Annotated in this window: 14 protein-coding genes; 13 read left to right on the forward strand and 1 reads right to left on the reverse strand. The window is 73.7% G+C overall.

All coding sequences use genetic code 11. The features are described 5' to 3' along the window. The first annotated feature begins 36 nt into the window (after window positions 1–36). Genes ACZ56U_RS29785 through cobI form a run of 7 tightly spaced genes read left to right on the forward strand, consistent with a single transcriptional unit; the run spans window position 37 to window position 10,830 of the window. Window positions 37–978, forward strand: a complete 942-nt coding sequence (locus tag ACZ56U_RS29785) for a cobalamin biosynthesis protein (RefSeq protein WP_469087053.1) — start codon at window positions 37–39, stop codon at window positions 976–978. After that, window positions 975–2,510 carry a cobyric acid synthase gene (locus ACZ56U_RS29790; protein WP_469087054.1) on the forward strand — a complete coding sequence of 512 codons (1,536 nt, stop codon included), beginning with the start codon at window positions 975–977 and terminating at the stop codon, window positions 2,508–2,510. The genes ACZ56U_RS29785 and ACZ56U_RS29790 overlap by 4 nt, the downstream gene beginning before the upstream one ends. After that, window positions 2,507–6,163, forward strand: a complete 3,657-nt coding sequence (gene cobN, locus ACZ56U_RS29795) for a cobaltochelatase subunit CobN (protein WP_469087055.1) — start codon at window positions 2,507–2,509, stop codon at window positions 6,161–6,163. Before ACZ56U_RS29790 ends, cobN begins: the two co-directional genes overlap by 4 nt. Beyond that, window positions 6,160–8,157 carry a putative cobaltochelatase gene (locus ACZ56U_RS29800; RefSeq protein ID WP_469087056.1) on the forward strand — a complete coding sequence of 666 codons (1,998 nt, stop codon included), beginning with the start codon at window positions 6,160–6,162 and terminating at the stop codon, window positions 8,155–8,157. Before cobN ends, ACZ56U_RS29800 begins: the two co-directional genes overlap by 4 nt. After that, window positions 8,157–8,756, forward strand: coding sequence for a cob(I)yrinic acid a,c-diamide adenosyltransferase (cobO, locus tag ACZ56U_RS29805; protein ID WP_469087057.1), 600 nt, complete (start codon window positions 8,157–8,159; stop codon window positions 8,754–8,756). Before ACZ56U_RS29800 ends, cobO begins: the two co-directional genes overlap by 1 nt. Beyond that, window positions 8,753–10,102 (forward strand): cobyrinate a,c-diamide synthase, encoded by a 1,350-nt coding sequence (locus ACZ56U_RS29810; RefSeq protein WP_469087058.1) that lies wholly within the window; start codon window positions 8,753–8,755, stop codon window positions 10,100–10,102. The genes cobO and ACZ56U_RS29810 overlap by 4 nt, the downstream gene beginning before the upstream one ends. Beyond that, entirely contained in the window at window positions 10,099–10,830 is a 732-nt protein-coding gene (gene cobI, locus ACZ56U_RS29815; RefSeq protein WP_391230424.1) for a precorrin-2 C(20)-methyltransferase, read from the forward strand. Before ACZ56U_RS29810 ends, cobI begins: the two co-directional genes overlap by 4 nt. Before the next feature lie 17 nt (window positions 10,831–10,847). On the opposite strand, the gene ACZ56U_RS29820 is transcribed toward cobI, so the two are convergent. Continuing rightward, window positions 10,848–11,576, reverse strand: coding sequence for a ZIP family metal transporter (locus ACZ56U_RS29820; protein WP_469087059.1), 729 nt, complete (start codon window positions 11,574–11,576; stop codon window positions 10,848–10,850). 89 nt (window positions 11,577–11,665) lie between these two features. On the opposite strand from ACZ56U_RS29820, the gene cobM reads away from it, so the two are divergent. Genes cobM through cobC form a run of 6 tightly spaced genes read left to right on the forward strand, consistent with a single transcriptional unit; the run spans window position 11,666 to window position 17,986 of the window. Then, a complete protein-coding gene (cobM, locus tag ACZ56U_RS29825) occupies window positions 11,666–12,484 on the forward strand; it encodes a precorrin-4 C(11)-methyltransferase (RefSeq protein WP_469087060.1) in 819 nt (272 codons plus the stop codon). Further along, complete coding sequence (gene cbiE, locus ACZ56U_RS29830; protein ID WP_469087061.1) at window positions 12,481–13,713, forward strand: precorrin-6y C5,15-methyltransferase (decarboxylating) subunit CbiE; 1,233 nt, start codon at window positions 12,481–12,483, stop codon at window positions 13,711–13,713. The genes cobM and cbiE overlap by 4 nt, the downstream gene beginning before the upstream one ends. Then, window positions 13,710–15,410: a precorrin-3B C(17)-methyltransferase gene (gene cobJ, locus ACZ56U_RS29835; RefSeq protein WP_469087062.1), complete on the forward strand. Its 1,701-nt coding sequence runs from the start codon at window positions 13,710–13,712 to the stop codon at window positions 15,408–15,410. Before cbiE ends, cobJ begins: the two co-directional genes overlap by 4 nt. Then, a complete protein-coding gene (locus ACZ56U_RS29840) occupies window positions 15,407–15,994 on the forward strand; it encodes a precorrin-8X methylmutase (RefSeq protein WP_469087063.1) in 588 nt (195 codons plus the stop codon). Before cobJ ends, ACZ56U_RS29840 begins: the two co-directional genes overlap by 4 nt. After that, a complete protein-coding gene (locus ACZ56U_RS29845; RefSeq protein ID WP_469087064.1) occupies window positions 15,991–16,920 on the forward strand; it encodes a sirohydrochlorin chelatase in 930 nt (309 codons plus the stop codon). The genes ACZ56U_RS29840 and ACZ56U_RS29845 overlap by 4 nt, the downstream gene beginning before the upstream one ends. Further along, window positions 16,910–17,986, forward strand: a complete 1,077-nt coding sequence (gene cobC, locus ACZ56U_RS29850; RefSeq protein WP_469087065.1) for an Rv2231c family pyridoxal phosphate-dependent protein CobC — start codon at window positions 16,910–16,912, stop codon at window positions 17,984–17,986. The genes ACZ56U_RS29845 and cobC overlap by 11 nt, the downstream gene beginning before the upstream one ends. Window positions 17,987–18,043 lie beyond the last annotated feature (57 nt).

An 18,043-nucleotide genomic window follows, 5' to 3' on the forward strand; every position in this document is an offset into this window, starting at 1 on the left:
CCAGGTCGCTGCCCGACCCCACGGCCGGCTGAGCCGATGCGTGCCGATCGCGTCTTCGCGTACGGCGCCGCCGCCGGACTTCTCGGGGACCTGCTGCTCGGTGATCCACGCCGGGGGCATCCGGTCGCCGCGTTCGGACAGGCCGCGGGCGCCGTGGAGCGGATGCTGTGGCGGGACCACCGGGGCTGGGGGGCGCTGCACACCGCGGTGTGCGCCGGAAGCGTCGTGGCGCTCGGTGCCGTGGCGCAGCACGTCCTACGCCCCTCCCGTACCGCCTCCGTCGCGCTGACCGGCGCCGCCACCTGGGCCGTCGTCGGGGGCACCTCGCTCGCGCGTGAGGCCCGGGTCATCGGGCGGGCCCTGGCCGCCGGGGACGTCGAGGCGGCCCGGGAGCGGCTGCCGCATCTGTGCGGGCGGGATCCGCAGGCCCTCGACGCCGACGGGATCGCCCGGGCCGTCGTGGAGTCCGTCGCCGAGAACACCTCCGACGCCGTCGTCGGGGCGCTGGTGTGGGGAGCCGTCGCCGGGGTGCCGGGACTGCTGGGCTTCCGGGCCGTCAACACGCTGGACGCCATGGTCGGGCACAAGTCCCCCCGCTACCGGCGGTACGGGTGGGCCTCGGCCCGGCTGGACGACGTGGCGGGTTGGCCCGGGGCGCGGCTGACCGCCGTACTCGCGACGGTGGCCGGCGGCGATCCGCGCGGTGCCGTGCGGGCCTGGCGTGCCGACGCGCGCCGGCATCCGAGTCCCAACGCCGGGCCCGTGGAGGCCTCGTTCGCGGGGGCGCTCGGGGTACGGCTGGGCGGGACGTTGTCGTACGCGGGGCGGGTGGAGCACCGGCCCGTGCTGAATGGGGAGGGGCGATCCGTGGAGGTCACGGACATCGAGCGGGCCGTACGGCTGTCGCGCCGGGTCGGGCTGCTGGCGCTCGGCGTGGGTGTCGCCGCGCGGGCCGTCGTGAAGGGGCGCAGGTCATGAGCGGCGGGGGGCTTCTCGTCGCCGGGACCACCTCCGACGCCGGCAAGAGCGTTGTCACCGCCGGGATCTGCCGGTGGCTGGTGCGCCAGGGGGTCAAGGTCGCGCCGTTCAAGGCGCAGAACATGTCCCTCAACTCGTTCGTGACGCGGGAGGGTGCCGAGATCGGGCGGGCGCAGGCCATGCAGGCCCAGGCCTGCCGCGTCGAGCCGACCGCGTCGATGAACCCCGTGCTGCTCAAGCCCGGTGGCGAGCAGAGCAGCCAGGTCGTCCTGCTCGGCAAGCCGGTGGGCGAGATGAGCGCACGCGGGTACCACGGCGGGCGCCAACAGCGGCTGCTCGGCACCGTGCTGGACTGTCTCGCCGAACTGCGGGGCACGTATGACGCGGTGATCTGTGAGGGCGCGGGCAGTCCGGCCGAGATCAACCTCCGGCGCACCGACATCGTGAACATGGGCATCGCCCGCAATGCCGGGCTGCCCGTGCTCGTCGTCGGTGACATCGACCGCGGTGGGGTCTTCGCCTCCTTCTTCGGGACCGTCGCCCTGCTGTCCGAGGCGGACCAGAGGCTCGTCGCCGGGTTCCTCGTGAACAAGTTCCGGGGGGACGTGTCCCTCCTCGAACCCGGGCTCGACATGCTGCACGGCCTCACCGGGCGGCGCACCTACGGCGTGCTGCCCTTCCGGCACGGGCTCGGCATCGACGAGGAGGACGGGCTCCGGGTGTCCCTGCGCGGGACCGTCCGGGAGTCCAACACCGCCCCGCCCGTGGGCGAGGACATCCTGCGCGTCGCCGTCTGCGCGGTCCCGCTCATGTCCAACTTCACCGACGTCGACGCCCTGGCCGCCGAACCGGGTGTCGTGGTGCGGTTCGTGGACCGGGCGGAGGAACTGGCCGACGCCGACCTCGTCGTCATCCCCGGCACCCGGGGAACCGTCCGGGCCCTTGAGTGGCTGCGGGAGCGCGGCCTGGCCGACGCCCTCACCGCACGGGCCGCACAGGGGCGCCCGATCCTCGGCGTCTGCGGCGGGTTCCAGATCCTCGGCGAGCACATCGAGGACGAGGTCGAGTCGCGCGCCGGCGCGGTCGACGGCCTCGGAGTGCTTCCCGTACGGGTGCGGTTCGCCCGCGAGAAGACCCTCACCCGGCCGGAAGGCGAGGCCCTCGGCGAGCACGTCGCCGGGTACGAGATCCATCACGGGGTCGCCGACGTCAGCGGCGGGGAGGCGTTCATCTGTGATGACAAGGGACACAGCCTGGACGGCTGCCGGGTCGGACAGACCTGGGGCACGCACTGGCACGGGTCGCTGGAGTCGGACGGGTTCCGGCGGGCGTTCCTGCGCGAGGTGGCGGCCGCCGCGGGCCGCCGCTTCGTGCCGGCGCCCGACACCTCGTTCGCCGCGCTGCGCGAGGAGCAGCTCGACCGGCTCGGCGACCTGATCGAACAGCACGCGGACACAGACGCGCTGTGGCGGCTCATCGAGTCCGGCGCGCCGCAAGGACTGCCTTTCATTCCACCGGGAGCGCCCGCATGAGCACAGTGTTGTTGTTGTCGACCGCCGACACGGACCTGCTGGCGGCCCGCGCCGCTTCCGGTGCCGACTACCGGATCGGCAACCCGACCCGCGTGGACGTGGCGCAGGAGCTGCCCGCGCTCGTCGAGGGCGCGGACATCGCCGTCGTACGGCTGCTCGGCGGCAAGCGTGCCTGGGAGGACGGGCTGGCCGCGCTGAAGGCCGCCGGGATCCCGACCGTGCTGCTGGGCGGGGAGTCCGTCCCGGACGCGGAGTTGATGGCCGAGTCGTCCGTGCCGGCCGGTGTGGTGGCGGAGGCGCTGAAGTACCTCGTCGAGGGCGGCCCCGACAACCTCACCGAACTCGCCCGGTTCCTCTCCGACACCGTGCTGCTGACCGGTGAGGGGTTCGTCGAGCCGCAGAAGATGCCGGAGTTCGGCGTCCACGGCTCGTACGCCCGCGAGGAGGGCCGCCCGACCGTCGGCGTGCTCTTCTACCGGGCCCATGAACTCAGCGGCAACACCGCCTTCGTGGACACCCTCTGCGAGGCCGTCGAGGCACGCGGCGCCAACGCCCTTCCCGTGTACTGCGGTTCGCTGCGCGGGGCCGACGCCGCGCTGTACGAGATCCTCGGCCAGGCCGACACCCTCGTCGCCACCGTCCTCGCCGCCGGCGGCGCCCACGCCTCGCATGCCTCCGCCGGCGGTGACGAGGAGGCCTGGGACATCGGGGCGCTCGCCGACCTCGACGTGCCGGTGCTGCAAGGGCTCTGCCTCACGTCGTCCCGGGCGGCCTGGGACGCGTCCGACGCCGCCCTGTCCCCCATGGACGCGGCGATGCAGGTCGCGATCCCGGAGTTCGACGGACGCCTCATCACCGTCCCGTTCTCCTTCAAGGAGCAGGGCCCGGACGACGTCCCGGTGTACGTGGCCGACCCCGAGCGGGCCGCGCGCGTCGCCGGGATCGCCGTGCGGCACGCCCGGTTGAAGCACAAGGCGAACAGGGACAAGAAGCTCGCGCTCGTCTTCACCGCCTACCCGACCAAGCACTCACGTGTCGGCAACGCGGTGGGCCTGGACACCCCGGCCTCGGCGGTGCGGGTGCTGGACGCGCTGCGGGACGCCGGCTACTTCGTCGAGGGGCACCCGGACAACGGGGACGAGCTGATCCACCGGCTCATCAACGCCGGTGGCCACGATGTCGAGTGGCTCACCGAGGAGCAACTGGCCGCCGCGCCCGCGCGGGTGCCGCTCGCGGACTACCGGGCGTGGTTCGACAGGCTCGATCCGGAGCTGCGGGACGCCATGCTGGAGGCATGGGGTGAGCCGCCCGGCTCGCTGTACGTCGACGGGGACGACATCGTGCTCGCCTCCCTCCAGTTCGGCAACGTCGTCGTGATGATCCAGCCGCCGCGCGGCTTCGGCGAGAACCCGATCGCGATCTACCACGACCCGGACATGCCGCCGTCGCACCACTACATGGCCGCGTACCGGTGGCTGGAGAACTCTTTTGGCGCCGACGCCGTCGTGCACATGGGCAAGCACGGCACGATGGAGTGGCTGCCCGGCAAGGGGCTCGGGCTCAGCGGCGGCTGCGCGCCGGACGCCGTGCTCGGTGAACTCCCGCTGATCTACCCGTTCATCGTCAACGACCCCGGCGAGGGCACCCAGGCCAAGCGGCGCGGACACGCCACGGTCGTCGACCACCTCGTGCCGCCGATGGCCCGCGCCGACACCTACGGCGACCTGGCCAAGCTGGAGCAGTTGCTCGACGAGTACGCGCTCGTCTCCGACCTGGACCCGGTGAAGGCGCCGGCCGTGCGGGCGCAGATCTGGACGCTGGTGAAGGCGGCCGAACTCCACCACGACCTGCATGTCGAGGACCAGCCGGACGACGACGCCTTCGACGAGTTCGTCATGCACATCGACGGCTATCTGTGCGAGATCAAGGACGTGCAGATCCGGGACGGACTGCACATCCTGGGCGGCGGCCCGGTCGACGAGGCGCGGGTCAACCTGGTGCTCGCCGTGCTGCGGGCCTCGCAGGTGTGGGGCGGACAGGCGAACGCGCTGCCCGGCCTCAGGGCGTCCTTCGCGGCCCATTTCGGGCTGGTGGAGAAGGAGTTGCTGGCCGAGCCGGGCGCGCCGGTGAAGGTGCCGGTGGAGCTGACGGAGCTCGTCGACGGGCCGTCCCGTTCGGCCGCCGACGCGATCGACCTGCTGGAGCAGCTGTGCCGACGGGTCGCGGAGGGCATGGAGGCACGCGACTGGGACGTCACGCTCGTCCCGGCTCTCGTCCGTGACGTGCTCGGCACCGAACTCCCCGAAGCGGTCGCCGTGTTGGAGTTCGCCTGCACCGAGGTCGTACCGCGTCTGGCGAGGACCACCGACGAGATCGACCACATCCTCAAGGCGCTCGACGGCGGTTACGTCCCCGCCGGTCCGTCCGGCTCCCCCACCCGCGGCCTGGTCAACGTGCTCCCGACCGGCCGCAACTTCTACTCCGTCGACCCCAAGGCCATTCCGTCCCGGCTGAGTTGGGAGGTCGGCCAGTCGCTCGCCGACTCGCTGGTCCAGCGCTACCTCCAGGACACCGGCGAGTACCCGAAGTCCGTCGGGCTGACGGTCTGGGGTACCTCCGCGATGCGCACCCAGGGCGACGACATCGCGGAGATCCTCGCGCTGCTGGGCTGCCGCCCGGTGTGGGACGAGGCGTCGAGGCGGGTGACCGGCTTCGAGATCATCGGCCTGGAGGAGCTCGGCCGTCCCCGTGTCGACGTCACCGTCCGTATCTCCGGGTTCTTCCGGGACGCGTTCCCGCACGTGGTCGGGCTGATCGACGACGCCGTGCGCACGGTGGCCGAGCTGGACGAGCCCGCCGACCGGAACTTCGTCAAGGCGCACGCCGACGAGGACACCGCCGAGCACGGTGACCGGCGGCGCGCTACGGCCCGGATCTTCGGCTCCAAGCCGGGCGCGTACGGCGCCGGTCTGCTGCCGCTGATCGACGCGCGGAACTGGCGCTCGGACGCGGACCTCGCCGAGGTGTACGCGGTGTGGGGCGGTTACGCCTACGGGCGCGGGCTCGACGGGCGGGCGGCGCGCGGGGACATGGAGACGGCGTTCAAGCGGATCAACGTGGCGGCGAAGAACGTCGACACGCGGGAGCACGATCTCGTGGACGCCGACGACTACTTCCAGTACCACGGCGGCATGGTCGCCATGGTCCGCCACCTCACGGGCGCCAACCCCGAGGCGTACGTGGGCGATTCGGCCACCCCCGACCAGGTGAAGACCCGCACCCTCGGCGAGGAGACCCACCGGGTCTTCCGGGCCCGGGTGGTCAACCCGCGCTGGATGGCGGCCATGCGGCGGCACGGCTACAAGGGCGCCTTCGAGATGGCGGCGACCGTCGACTACCTCTTCGGCTACGACGCCACGGCGGGCGTGGTCGACGACTGGATGTACGAGAAGCTCAGCGCGGAGTACGTCTTCGACGCGGAGAACCGGGACTTCATGAAGAAGTCCAACCCGTGGGCGCTGCGCGGCATCACCGAGCGCCTGCTGGAGGCGGCGGACCGCGGGCTGTGGGCGGAGCCGGACGCGGACACGCTGGAGCGGCTGCGCGCCACCTACCTGGAGCTCGAAGGCGATCTGGAGGGCGACGAGAAGTGAGTACCCCGTTTCCGTTCACGGCCGTGGTCGGTCAGGACGACCTGCGGCTGGCGCTGCTGCTGAACGCCGTGTCACCGGCGGTCGGCGGTGTGCTGGTGCGCGGCGAGAAGGGCACCGCCAAGTCGACGGCCGTGCGGGCGCTCTCGGCACTGCTGCCGGAGGTGCCGGTCGTCGCCGGGTGCCGTTTCTCCTGTGATCCGGTCACGCCGGACCCCGCGTGCCCGGACGGGCCGCACGAGGCCGGCAACGGCGTCGCGCGCCCCGCCCGCATGGTCGAACTCCCCGTCGGCGCCTCCGAGGACCGGCTCGTCGGCGCCCTCGACATCGAGCGGGCGCTCGCGGAGGGCGTGAAGGCCTTCGAGCCGGGGCTGCTCGCGGACGCGCACCGCGGGATCCTCTACGTCGACGAGGTCAACCTGCTCCATGACCACCTGGTCGACCTGCTGCTCGACGCGGCCGCCATGGGCGCCTCCTACGTGGAGCGGGAGGGCGTCTCCGTGCGGCACGCCTCGAAGTTCCTGCTCGTCGGCACCATGAACCCCGAAGAGGGCGAGCTGCGGCCGCAGTTGCTCGACCGGTTCGGGCTGACCGTCGAGGTCGCGGCCTCGCGGGAGCCGGACCAGCGGGTGGAGGTCGTCCGGCGCCGGCTGGCGTACGACGACGACCCGGCCGGGTTCACGGCGCGTTGGGCCGACGAGGAGGCGGCGGTGCGGCAACGGATCGTCGCCGCGCGGGAGTTGCTGCCGTCGGTGCGGCTCGGTGACGGGGCGCTGCGGCAGATCGCGGCGACCTGCGCCGCGTTCGAGGTGGACGGGATGCGGGCCGACATCGTGATGGCGCGGACGGCCACCGCGCTGGCGGCCTGGGCGGGGCGGACCGAGGTGCTGGCGGAGGACGTGCGGCAGGCCGCGCTGCTCGCGCTGCCGCATCGGCGTCGGCGTAATCCCTTTGACGCGCCGGGACTTGACGAGGACAAGCTCGACGAGACGCTGGAGGAGTTCTCCGGCGACAGCGAGGGCGACGAGGATCCCGATCCGGACGGCCCCGGTGGGGGCGGCGGCGGGCAGCCGTCGCCGGACTCCGGTCCGCAGGGCGGCGACGAGGGTGCGCGCCCCGAGGAGGGCGAGGGCGGCGAGCCGCAGCCCGCCGGTGCCGGTGCGGGCGAGCAGTCCGCCGTACGGGCCGCAGAGCCCTTCCGTACCAAGGTGCTCAGCGTGCCGGGGCTCGGGGAGGGGGCGGCCGGGCGGCGTTCGCGGGCGCGGACCGAGCAGGGGCGGACCACGGGTGCGCGACGGCCGCGGGGGGCGTTGACCAAGCTGCATCTGGCGGCCACCGTGCAGGCCGCCGCCCCGCATCAGCGGGCGCGCGGGCGGTCCGGGCCCGGCCTCGTGGTGCGCCGGGACGATCTGCGGCAGGCGACGCGGGAGGGGCGCGAGGGGAACCTCGTGCTGTTCGTCGTGGACGCCTCCGGGTCGATGGCGGCGCGGCAGCGGATGGGCGCGGTGAAGGGGGCTGTGCTGTCGCTGCTGCTGGACGCCTATCAGCGGCGGGACAAGGTGGGGCTGGTGACGTTCCGGGGGGCGGCCGCCGAGGTGGCGTTGCCTCCGACGTCGTCCGTGGACGCCGCGGCGGCCCGGCTGGAGACGTTGCCCACCGGTGGGCGTACGCCGCTCGCCGCGGGGCTGTTGAGGGCGCACGAGGTGCTTCGGGTCGAGCGGTTGCGGGATCCGGCTCGGCGGGCGCTGGTGGTCGTGGTGACGGACGGGCGGGCCACGGGTGGGCCCGAGCCGGTCGCGCTCGCGGGGCGGGCGGCGCGGCTGTTCGCGGCCGACGGCGTCGCCTGCGTCGTCGTCGACTGCGAGTCGGGGCCCGTGCGGCTCGGGCTCGCCGGGCAGCTCGCCGGTGAACTGGGCGGCACCGCCGTGACATTGGACGAGCTGCGGGCGGACTCCATCGCCGGGCTCGTGAAGGACGTACAGAGGAGGGCCGCGTAATGCCGCAGGGACAGCCGAGTGTGGTGCCGGACGACGGTCTGACGACCCGTCAGCGTCGTAACCGGCCGCTGGTGGTCGTGCACACGGGCATCGGCAAGGGGAAGTCGACGGCCGCCTTCGGGCTGGCGCTGCGGGCCTGGAACCAGGGGTGGCCCATCGGGGTGTTCCAGTTCGTCAAGTCGGCGAAGTGGAAGGTCGGCGAGGAGAACGCGCTGCGGGTGCTGGGGGCGTCCGGGGAGGGCGGGTCCGTCGACTGGCACAAGATGGGCGAGGGCTGGTCCTGGGTGCAGCGCGATCAGCAGATGGACAACGAGGAGAAGGCCCGCGAGGGCTGGGAGCAGGTCAAGCGGGACCTGGCCGCCGAGACGTACCAGCTCTACGTGCTCGACGAGTTCGCCTATCCCCTGCACTGGGGGTGGGTGGACACGGACGAGGTCATCGACGTGCTCAGAAACCGGCCGGGCACGCAGCATGTGGTGATCACGGGGCGCAACGCGCCGGAGAAGCTGGTCGACTTCGCCGATCTCGTGACCGACATGTCCAAGGTCAAGCATCCGATGGACGCCGGGCAGAAGGGCCAGAGGGGCATCGAGTGGTGAGTGCTTCCGTCCCTCGGCTGGTCATCGCCGCGCCGTCCTCCGGCAGCGGCAAGACCACCGTTGCCACGGGGTTGATGGCCGCGTTCGCCGCGCGGGGGCTTGCCGTGTCCCCGCACAAGGTCGGGCCGGACTACATCGATCCCGGGTACCACGCGCTCGCGAGCGGGCGGGTGGGGCGGAACCTCGACGCGTATCTGTGCGGGCCGGAGTTGATCGGGCCGTTGTTCGCGCACGGGGCGCGCGGGTGTGACATCGCCGTCGTCGAGGGGGTGATGGGGATGTTCGACGGGGCCGCCGGGGAGGGTGAACTGGCCTCCACCGCTCATGTGGCGAAGCTGCTTCGGGCGCCGGTGGTGCTGGTCGTGGACGCCTCGTCGCAGTCCCGGTCGGTGGCGGCGCTGGTGCACGGCTTCGCCTCCTGGGACCCCGAGGTGCGGGTCGGGGGCGTGATCCTGAACAAGGTCGCGTCCGACCGGCATGAGGAGTTGCTGCGGGAGGCGTTGGACTCGGCCGGGATGCCGGTGTGGGGTGTGCTGCGGCGGACGGTCCAGGTGGACACGCCGTCGCGGCATCTGGGGTTGGTGCCGGTCGCCGAGCGGCGTGCCGCCGCCGTGGAGGCGGTGGCGGCGATGGCGGCTCAGGTCGAGCGCGGGTGCGACCTGGAAGGGCTGCTGTCGCTGGCCCGGAGCGCGGGGGCGTGGTCGGGCGCGGCCTGGGAGGCCCCCGAGCACAGCACCGACAGGCATGCGGTGGTCGCCGTCGCCGGTGGGCCCGCCTTCACGTTCTCCTATGCCGAGCACGCCGAGCTGCTCACCGCCGCCGGAGCCGAGGTCGTCACGTTCGATCCGCTGCGGGACGAGCAACTGCCGGACGGTACCCGCGGGTTGGTGATCGGCGGTGGTTTCCCCGAGGTGTACGCGGCCGAGCTGTCCGCCAACGAGCCGCTCCGGAGGGCCGTCACCGCCCTCGCGGAGAGCGGTGCTCCCCTCGCCGCCGAGTGCGCCGGGCTGCTCTACCTCTGCCGTGAGCTGGACGGGCGGCCCATGTGCGGGGTGCTCGACGCGTCCGCGCGGATGACCGAGCGGCTCACGCTCGGGTACCGGGACGCCGTGGCCGTCGGTGACAGCGTGCTCGCCGTCGCCGGCACGCGGATGCGGGGGCACGAGTTCCATCGGACCGTCGTCGAGCCGGGCTCGGGGGCGGCCCCCGCCTGGGGTGTGCGCACCCCTCCCCGGCGGGTCGAGGGTTTTGTACAGCGAGGTGTGCACGCGAGTTATCTGCACACGCACTGGGCGTCGCAGCCCGGTGTCGCCCGTAGGTTCGTCGAGAGGTGCCGGACGTCATGAGCAGCAAGCTGATCGGAGTCGGGGTCGGCCCCGGCGATCCCGAGCTGGTGACCGTCAAGGGCGTCAACGCTCTGCGGGCCGCCGATGTCGTCGTGGTCCCCGTCATGGACACTGGGGAGCGGGGGCGGGCCGAGGCGACCGTGCTGCACTACGTGCCCGCCGAGAAGGTCCTGCGGGTCGTGTTCGCGCTCAACGAGCGGACCGACCGGGGGCGTCGGGAGGCCGCCTGGGACGCCGCCGGGGAGCGGGTGGCCCAGCTGCTCGGCGAGCATTCCGCCGTCGCCTTCGCCACCATCGGCGATCCGAACGTGTACTCCACCTTCACCTATCTCGCCCACACCATCGGCGCGCTCGTGCCGGGGACCGTCGTGGAGACCGTGCCCGGCATCACCGCCATGCAGGATCTCGCCGCCCGTTCCGGTGCCGTGCTCACCGAGGGGACCGAGCCGCTGACGCTGGTGCCGGTGACCGCGGGGGCCGCCGCGCTCAAGGAGGCCCTGGCCGGGCCGGGGACCGTGGTGGCGTACAAGTTCGGTCGGCAGGCGCGGGAGGTCGTCGAGGCGCTGCGGGAGACCGGGCGGATCGACGACGCGGTGTGGGGGTCCGCGCTCGGGCTGCCCGAGGAGTCCGTGCGGGCCGCGCGCGAGCTGGACGGCGAGCCGCTGCCCTATCTCTCCACGCTCATCGCGCCCGCCCCGCGCGACGGCGGCCGGGGCGGCAAGCTGTGATCTCCGCGAGAGCGGGCTCAGTCGGCGATGCCGACCACGAGCCAGATGAACGCCGCGCCCGCGACCGTGCACAACAGGGTCGAGCGGGCGGGGTGTTCGTGGTGCGCCTCGGGGAGGATCTCGGCGGCCGCCAGATAGAGGAGCGCGCCGCCGAAGAAGCCCAGATACGCGCCGAGCAGCTGCTCCGGGATCGTGAAGAGCAGGGTGGACGCCGCTCCCAGAACCGGGGCCGCCGCGTCCGCGAACAGCATCGCGAGGGCTCTGCGGCGGGCGTTGCCGTACAGGGTCGTGATCGTGTACGTGTTGAAGCCGTCCGCGAAGTCGTGGGCGATGACCGCCAGGGCCACGGCCGTGCCCATGCCGCCGCCGACCTGGAAGGCCGCGCCGATCGCCACGCCGTCCATCGCGCTGTGGCCGACCATCGCCGCCGCGGCCGTCAGGCCGACCTCGGGGACCCGGCCCTCGTGCTCCTCGGCCCCGTGCGCCGCCTGACGGGCGGCCAGCAGTCGTTCCACCAGATGGGCCAACAGGAAGCCGGCCACGAACAGCAGGAGTGCCGCCGGGACGCCGAAGACCTCCCTGCCCGCGGCCTCCAGTGCCTCCGGCAGCAGGTCCAGGCCGACCACGCCCAGCATCAGGCCGCCTGCCAGGCCCAGCACGAGGTGGCGGCGGTCCGTCACGCGTTGCGCCGTCCAGCCGCCCGCCAACGTCATCAGGAACGCGCCGAGCGCGACGAACACCGCCATGTGCCCTTCGTATCCGATGAGCCCCGGTGCGCGCACATCCAGATCCCTTGTGAATCCCCGTGAAACTTCGTTCGAGAGGACCCCGAACCATGGCCGACGCCCCCACCGGCAAGGTGACCTTCGTCGGTGCCGGCCCCGGCGCCGCCGACCTGCTGACGTTCCGTGCCGCGCGCGCGATCGCCGAGGCGGACGTCGTGATCTGGGCGGCCAGCCTGGTGCAGGAGGAGGTCCTCCAGCACGCGCGTGAGGACGCCGAGATCCTCGACTCGGCGACCATGTCCCTGGAGGACGTCGTCGCCGTCTACGAGCGGGCCGCCGCCGAGGGGCTGCGGGTCGCCCGTATCCACTCCGGTGACCCCGCCCTGTGGGGCGGCACCCAGGAGCAGCTCGACCGGTGTGCGCGGAGGGGTATCGCCACCGAGGTCGTCCCCGGCGTCTCCGCGTTCTCCGCCGTCGCCGCCCTCGCACAGCGCGAGCTGACCATTCCCGAGGTCGCCCAGTCGGTCGTCCTCACCCGGCTCGGCGGCGGCAAGACGCCGATGCCGCCCGGTGAGGAGGTACGGGAGTTCGCCAAGCACGGCACCACCATGGCGATCTTCCTGTCGGCCGCCCGCAGCGGGCAGCTCGTGCGGGAACTGCTGGAGGGCGGCTATCCGACCTCCACCCCGGTCGTCGTCGCCTACCAGGCCACCTGGCCCGAGGAGCTGGTCGTGCGGTGCACGATCGCCACGCTGGAGGAGACCGTCAAGGAGCACAAGCTCTGGAAGCACACGCTCTTCCTGGTCGGCCCGGCGCTCGGCGCCGAGGGCACGCGGTCGCACCTGTACCACCCCGGCCACTTCCACGGGTACCGCAAGGCCGACCCGGAGGCCCGCAAGGCCTTGCGTGAGCGGGGTGCGAGTACATGATCACGGTCTTCGGCACGGGGACGGGGGCACCGGTCCCCGCCGACGTGCTGGCCGGGGCCCGGCTGGTGGTGGGCGGACGGCGCCATCTGGCGTCCGCGGCCGTCCCCGGGGACGTCGAGCAGGTCGTCCTCGGGCCGCTCGCGCCCGCGCTGGACGTCATCGAGCGGCATCTGGACAAGCAGGACCGTGTGGTCGTGCTGGCCTCCGGTGATCCCGGGTTCTTCGGGATCGTCCGGGTGCTGGCCGAGCGGTTCGGCGGGCATCGGCTCGATGTCCGCGCCGGGGTCTCCTCCGTCGCCGCCGCCTTCGCGCGGGCCGGACTGCCGTGGGACGACGCCGTGGTCGTCAGCGCGCACGGGCGGGAGCTGCGGACGGCCGTCAACGTGTGCCGGGCGCGGCCGAAGGTGGCCGTGCTGACCGGGCCCGGCGCCGGGCCCGCGGAGATCGGCGCCGCCCTGAGGGCCGACCGGCGGATCCTCGTCGTGGCCTCGGCGCTCGGGTCGGCGCAGGAGCGCGTCGAGCGGGTCACGCCCGCCGAGGCCGCCGCCCGGGACTGGGGCACGTCGGTGAGCGTGGTGCTGTGCCTGGACGAGGCGCGGGCCCCGGGCGGCGTACGGACGGTCGCCGGGGCGCCCGCCGGACCTGCCCGATGGGCCCTGGACGAGGGCGAGTTCACCCACCGCGACTCGATGATCACCAAGTTCGAGGTGCGGGCGCTGGCCCTGGCCCGGCTCGGTCCCCGGCTCGGTGACCTGGTCTGGGACATCGGCGCGGGCTCCGGTTCGGTGGCCGTGGAGTGCGCGCGGCTCGGTGCCGCCGTCACCGCGGTCGAGAAGACCGGGGACGGCGTCGAGCGGATCCGCGCCAACGCCGCCGCGCACGGCGTCGACGTACGGGCCGTGCACGGGGCGGCGCCGACCGTGCTGTCCGATCTCGACGATCCGGACGCCGTGTTCGTCGGGGGTGGGGGGCGTGAGCTGCCCGCGATCGTCACCGCGTGCGCGCGGCGGGCCCGGCGGACGGTCGTCGTCGCGATGGCCGCGCTCGACCGGGTCCCGGCGGTGCGCGAGGCGCTCACCGGCGCCGGGTTCGGCTGCGACGGGGTGCTGTTGCAGTCCTCGCGGCTCGCGCCGCTGCCGGGGGACGTGACCCGGCTGGCGGCCACCAATCCTGTTTTTCTGTTGTGGGGGGTCCGAATCCCCGTCCCTGAAGAAGGAGTTGCTCTGTGATCGGCCTCATTTCCGCCACCTCGGCGGGGGCGGCTGCGCGGGACCGGCTGGCCGCTGCGTGGCCGGAGCGGACGCGTGTGTACGAGGGTCCCGTCGGGGACGCCGTACGGGCCGCGTTCGCGGAGTGCGAGCAGCTCGTGTGCTTCCTGGCGACCGGTGCCGTGGTGCGGCTGGTCGCGCCGCTGCTCGGCGACAAGACCTCCGACCCGGGCGTGGTGTGCGTCGACGAGGGCGGGCGGTTCGCCGTGTCGCTGGTCGGCGGGCATGGCGGCGGCGCCAACGAACTCGCCCGCGAGGTCGGGGAGGTGCTGGGCGCGGAGCCCGTGGTGACGACGGCCACGGACGCCGTCGGACTGCCGGGGCTGGACACGCTCGGGTTCCCGGTGGAGGGCGATGTCGCCGCCGTGTCGCGAGCGCTGCTCGACGGTGAACGGGTCGCGCTGGAGGCCGAGGTGTCCTGGCCGCTGCCCGCGCTCACCGTCGCGGAGGAGGGCGAGTACACCGTCCGGCTCACCGACCGTCTCGTCGAGGCCGCCGCGCGCGAGGTCGTGCTGCGGCCGCCGTCCCTCGTCGTCGGGGTCGGTGCCTCGAAGGGGGCGCCGGTGGACGAGGTGCTGAGCCTGGTCGAGGGGGTGCTGCGGGACGCCGGGCTGTCGGCCGCGTCGGTCGCCGAACTGGCCACCGTGGACGCCAAGTCCGAAGAGCCCGGCATCGTCGGGGCGGCGGCCCGGCTGGGCGTTCCCCTGGTCACGTACTCCGCCGAGGAGTTGGCGGCCGTCGAGGTGCCGAACCCCTCCGACGCGCCCCTCGCCGCCGTGGGCACGCCCTCGGTCGCCGAGGCCGCCGCGCTCGTCACGGGCGGCGAACTCCTCGTCCCCAAGCGGAAGTCGGAGCGTGCGGACGGCCGGCCCGCCATGGCGACCTGTGCCGTCGTACGGCGTCCCGCGCGCGGCCGGCTCGCGGTCGTCGGGCTCGGTCCCGGCGCCCGGGACCTGCTCACGCCCCGCGCGAAGGCCGAGTTGCGGCGCGCCGCCGTCCTCGTCGGGCTCGACCAGTACGTCGACCAGATCCGGGACCTGCTGCGGCCCGGCACCCGCATCCTGGAGTCGGGGCTCGGGGCCGAGGAGGAGCGGGCCCGGACCGCCGTGGCGGAGGCCCGCAAGGGTCAGGCGGTCGCGCTGATCGGCAGCGGGGACGCGGGCGTGTACGCCATGGCCTCCCCCGCGCTCGCCGAGGCCTCCGACGACATCGACGTGATCGGCGTACCGGGGGTGACCGCCGCCCTCGCGGCCGCCGCGATCCTGGGCGCCCCGCTGGGCCACGACCACGTGTCCATCAGCCTCTCCGACCTGCACACCCCGTGGGAGGTCATCGAGCGGCGGGTGCGCGCGGCGGCCGAGGCGGACATCGTGGTCACCTTCTACAACCCCCGCTCGCGCGGCCGGGACTGGCAGCTGCCGAAGGCCCTCGCGATCCTCGCCGAGCACCGGGAGCCGACCACGCCGGTCGGTGTCGTACGGAACGCGTCCCGGCCGGACGAGTCCAGTCGGCTCACGTCACTGGGCTCCCTGGATCCGGCGACGGTCGACATGATGACAGTGGTGACCGTGGGCAACACGGCGACGCGTGACATCGCGGGGCGCATGGTGACGCCGCGTGGCTACCGCTGGCAGGCCGCAGAGGAGGGTGTCCGGTGATCCGAGAGGTCCATCCGATCGAGGTGGAGTCCTACCGGCGGATGCGCGCCCGCCTGGACACCTCGCACTTCCCGCCGCTGACCCGGGCGGTGGTGGAGCGGGTCGTCCACTCCGCCGCCGACCTGGAGTACGCCGACGATCTCGTCATGGACGAGGGCGAGTTGGCGGCGGCGCACGCCGCCCTTCACGGGGGCGCGCCCGTCGTCGTGGACGTGGAGATGGTCGCGGCCGGCATCACCCGGCGCGAGACCGTCTGCCGTCTGCGCGACGCCAAGGCCGGTCCCGGGCTGACCCGTTCGGCGCACGCGATCCGGCTCGCCTACGAGCAGGTCGGGCCCGGCGCCCTCTGGGTGATCGGCAACGCGCCGACCGCGCTGGAGGAGTTGCTGACCCTGGACGCCGCACCGGCGCTCGTCATCGGCCTGCCCGTCGGGTTCGTCGGCGCCGTCGAGTCCAAGGCCGCGTTGCGTCAGAGCGGGCTGCCCGCCGTGAGCAACGTGTCCGAGAAGGGCGGGTCGGCCGTCGCCTCGGCCGCGCTCAACGCCCTGCTGTACCACCCCGTATCCACCGAGGAGACATCGTGACGACCCCGCCGCCCGCCCTGCTCATCGCCGGCCACGGCACCCGGGACGACGCCGGAGCCGAGGCGTTCCGCGACTTCGTCCGGGAGCTGGGGCGCCGCAACCCGGAGCTGCCCGTGGCGGGCGGCTTCATCGAGCTGTCCCCGCCGCCGCTGGGCGATGCCGTCACCGAACTGGTGGAGCAGGGCGTCCGGCGGTTCGCGGCCGTTCCGCTGATGCTGGTCTCGGCCGGTCACGCCAAGGGTGACATTCCGGCGGCACTGGCCCGCGAGAAGGAGCGGCACCCCGGGATCTCGTACACCTACGGCCGTCCGCTGGGCCCGCACCCGGCGCTGCTGTCGGTGCTGGAGCGCCGCCTGGACGAGGCGCTCGGGGGCGCCTCGCACTCCCCCGGTGACCGGTCCGACGTCACCGTGCTGCTGGTCGGGCGCGGTTCGACCGACCCGGACGCCAACGCCGAGGTGTACAAGGCGGCGCGGCTGCTGTGGGAGGGCCGCGGGTACGCCGGGGTGGAGACGGCGTTCGTGTCGCTGGCCGCGCCGGACGTGCCGAGCGGGCTCGACCGGTGTGTGCGGCTGGGCGCCCGGCGGATCGTGGTGCTCCCCTACTTCCTCTTCACCGGCATCCTCCCGGACCGCGTCCGGCAGCAGACCGAGGACTGGGCGGCCGCGCACCCGGAGGTGGAGGTGCGCTCGGCGGACGTCATCGGCCCGGAGCCGGAGCTGCTCGACCTGGTGATGGAGCGGTACCGGGAGGCGCTGGAGGGTGATCTGCGGATGAACTGCGACTCGTGCGTGTACCGCATCGCACTGCCCGGCTTCGAGGACAAGGTCGGCCTGCCCCAGCAGCCGCACTTCCACCCCGACGACGACGGTCACCATCACCACCACGGGCACCACCACCACGGTTCCCCCTCCCATGCGCACTGACAGAGCCGGTACCGGGGCCCACGACCTGCGCCACCACGGTGACGCCGAGGTCCGGGACGACGGTGCCGCGCTCACCGACCTCGCCGTGAACGTCCGCGCGGACACGCCTCCGGTGTGGTTGCGGGAGCGGATCGCCGCGTCGCTGACCGGGCTGGCGGCCTATCCAGACGGCCGCCGGGCGCGGGCCGCGGTGGCGGCCCGGCACGGTCTCCCGGCGGAGCGCGTCCTGCTCACGGCGGGTGCGGCGGAGGCCTTCGTGCTGCTCGCCCGCGCCCTGAGGGCGCGTCAGCCCCTGGTCGTGCACCCGCAGTTCACCGAACCGGAAGCGGCGCTGCGGGACGCGGGTCACCCGGTCGACCGGTTGCTCCTGCGGGAGGAGGACGGTTTCCGGCTGGACCCGGCGGCGGTCCCGCGGGACGCGGATCTGGTGGTGATCGGCAACCCGACCAACCCCACGTCGGTCCTGCACCCGGCCGAGGACATCGCCCGACTGGCGCGCCCCGGGCGGACGCTGGTGGTGGACGAGGCGTTCATGGACGCGGTGCCGGGCGAGCGGGAGGCCCTGGCCGGGCGCACGGACGTGCCCGGTCTGGTCGTCCTGCGCAGCCTGACCAAGACCTGGGGCCTGGCGGGCCTGCGCATCGGCTATGTCCTGGCCGCCCCGGAGATGATCGCGGACCTGGAGCGGGCCCAGCCCCTGTGGCCGGTGTCGACGCCGGCCCTCGCGGCGGCCCAGGCCTGCGTGGAGCCGCGGGCGCTGGCCGAGGCGGCCCACGCGGCCCACCGCGTCGCCGCGGACCGGGCCCATCTCGTCGCCGGGCTGCGGGAGTTCGGCCCGGACGGGCTCAAGGTCGCCGAACCCGCCGAGGGCCCCTTCGTCCTCGTACGGCATCCGAGGGCCGCTGCGGTGCGGCGGCATCTGCGTGACCTCGGTTTCGCGGTGCGGCGCGGGGACACCTTTCCCGGGCTCGACGAGAAGTGGCTGCGCCTCGCGGTGCGGGACCGGGCGACGGTCAACGCGTTCCTCCAGGCACTGGACCAGGCGATGACGCTGGCGGACTGCTGACCCGCCCGCGACGCGTAGAGGCCCGGCGGCCAACGCCCCTGGGACAGAGGGGCGGTT

The sequence above is a fragment of the Streptomyces sp. NPDC034103 genome (genome assembly GCF_055575395.1).

Coding starts and splice junctions, on each gene's coding strand:
- ACZ56U_RS29790 (WP_469087054.1), top strand. CDS start 975: ATGAGCGGCGGGGGGCTTCTCGTCGCCGGGACCACCTCCGACGCCGGC.
- cobN (WP_469087055.1), top strand. CDS start 2,507: ATGAGCACAGTGTTGTTGTTGTCGACCGCCGACACGGACCTGCTGGCG.
- cobO (WP_469087057.1), top strand. CDS start 8,157: ATGCCGCAGGGACAGCCGAGTGTGGTGCCGGACGACGGTCTGACGACC.
- cobC (WP_469087065.1), top strand. CDS start 16,910: ATGCGCACTGACAGAGCCGGTACCGGGGCCCACGACCTGCGCCACCAC.
- cobM (WP_469087060.1), top strand. CDS start 11,666: ATGGCCGACGCCCCCACCGGCAAGGTGACCTTCGTCGGTGCCGGCCCC.
- cbiE (WP_469087061.1), top strand. CDS start 12,481: ATGATCACGGTCTTCGGCACGGGGACGGGGGCACCGGTCCCCGCCGAC.
- ACZ56U_RS29820 (WP_469087059.1), bottom strand. CDS start 11,576: ATGGCGGTGTTCGTCGCGCTCGGCGCGTTCCTGATGACGTTGGCGGGC.
- cobI (WP_391230424.1), top strand. CDS start 10,099: ATGAGCAGCAAGCTGATCGGAGTCGGGGTCGGCCCCGGCGATCCCGAG.
- ACZ56U_RS29785 (WP_469087053.1), top strand. CDS start 37: ATGCGTGCCGATCGCGTCTTCGCGTACGGCGCCGCCGCCGGACTTCTC.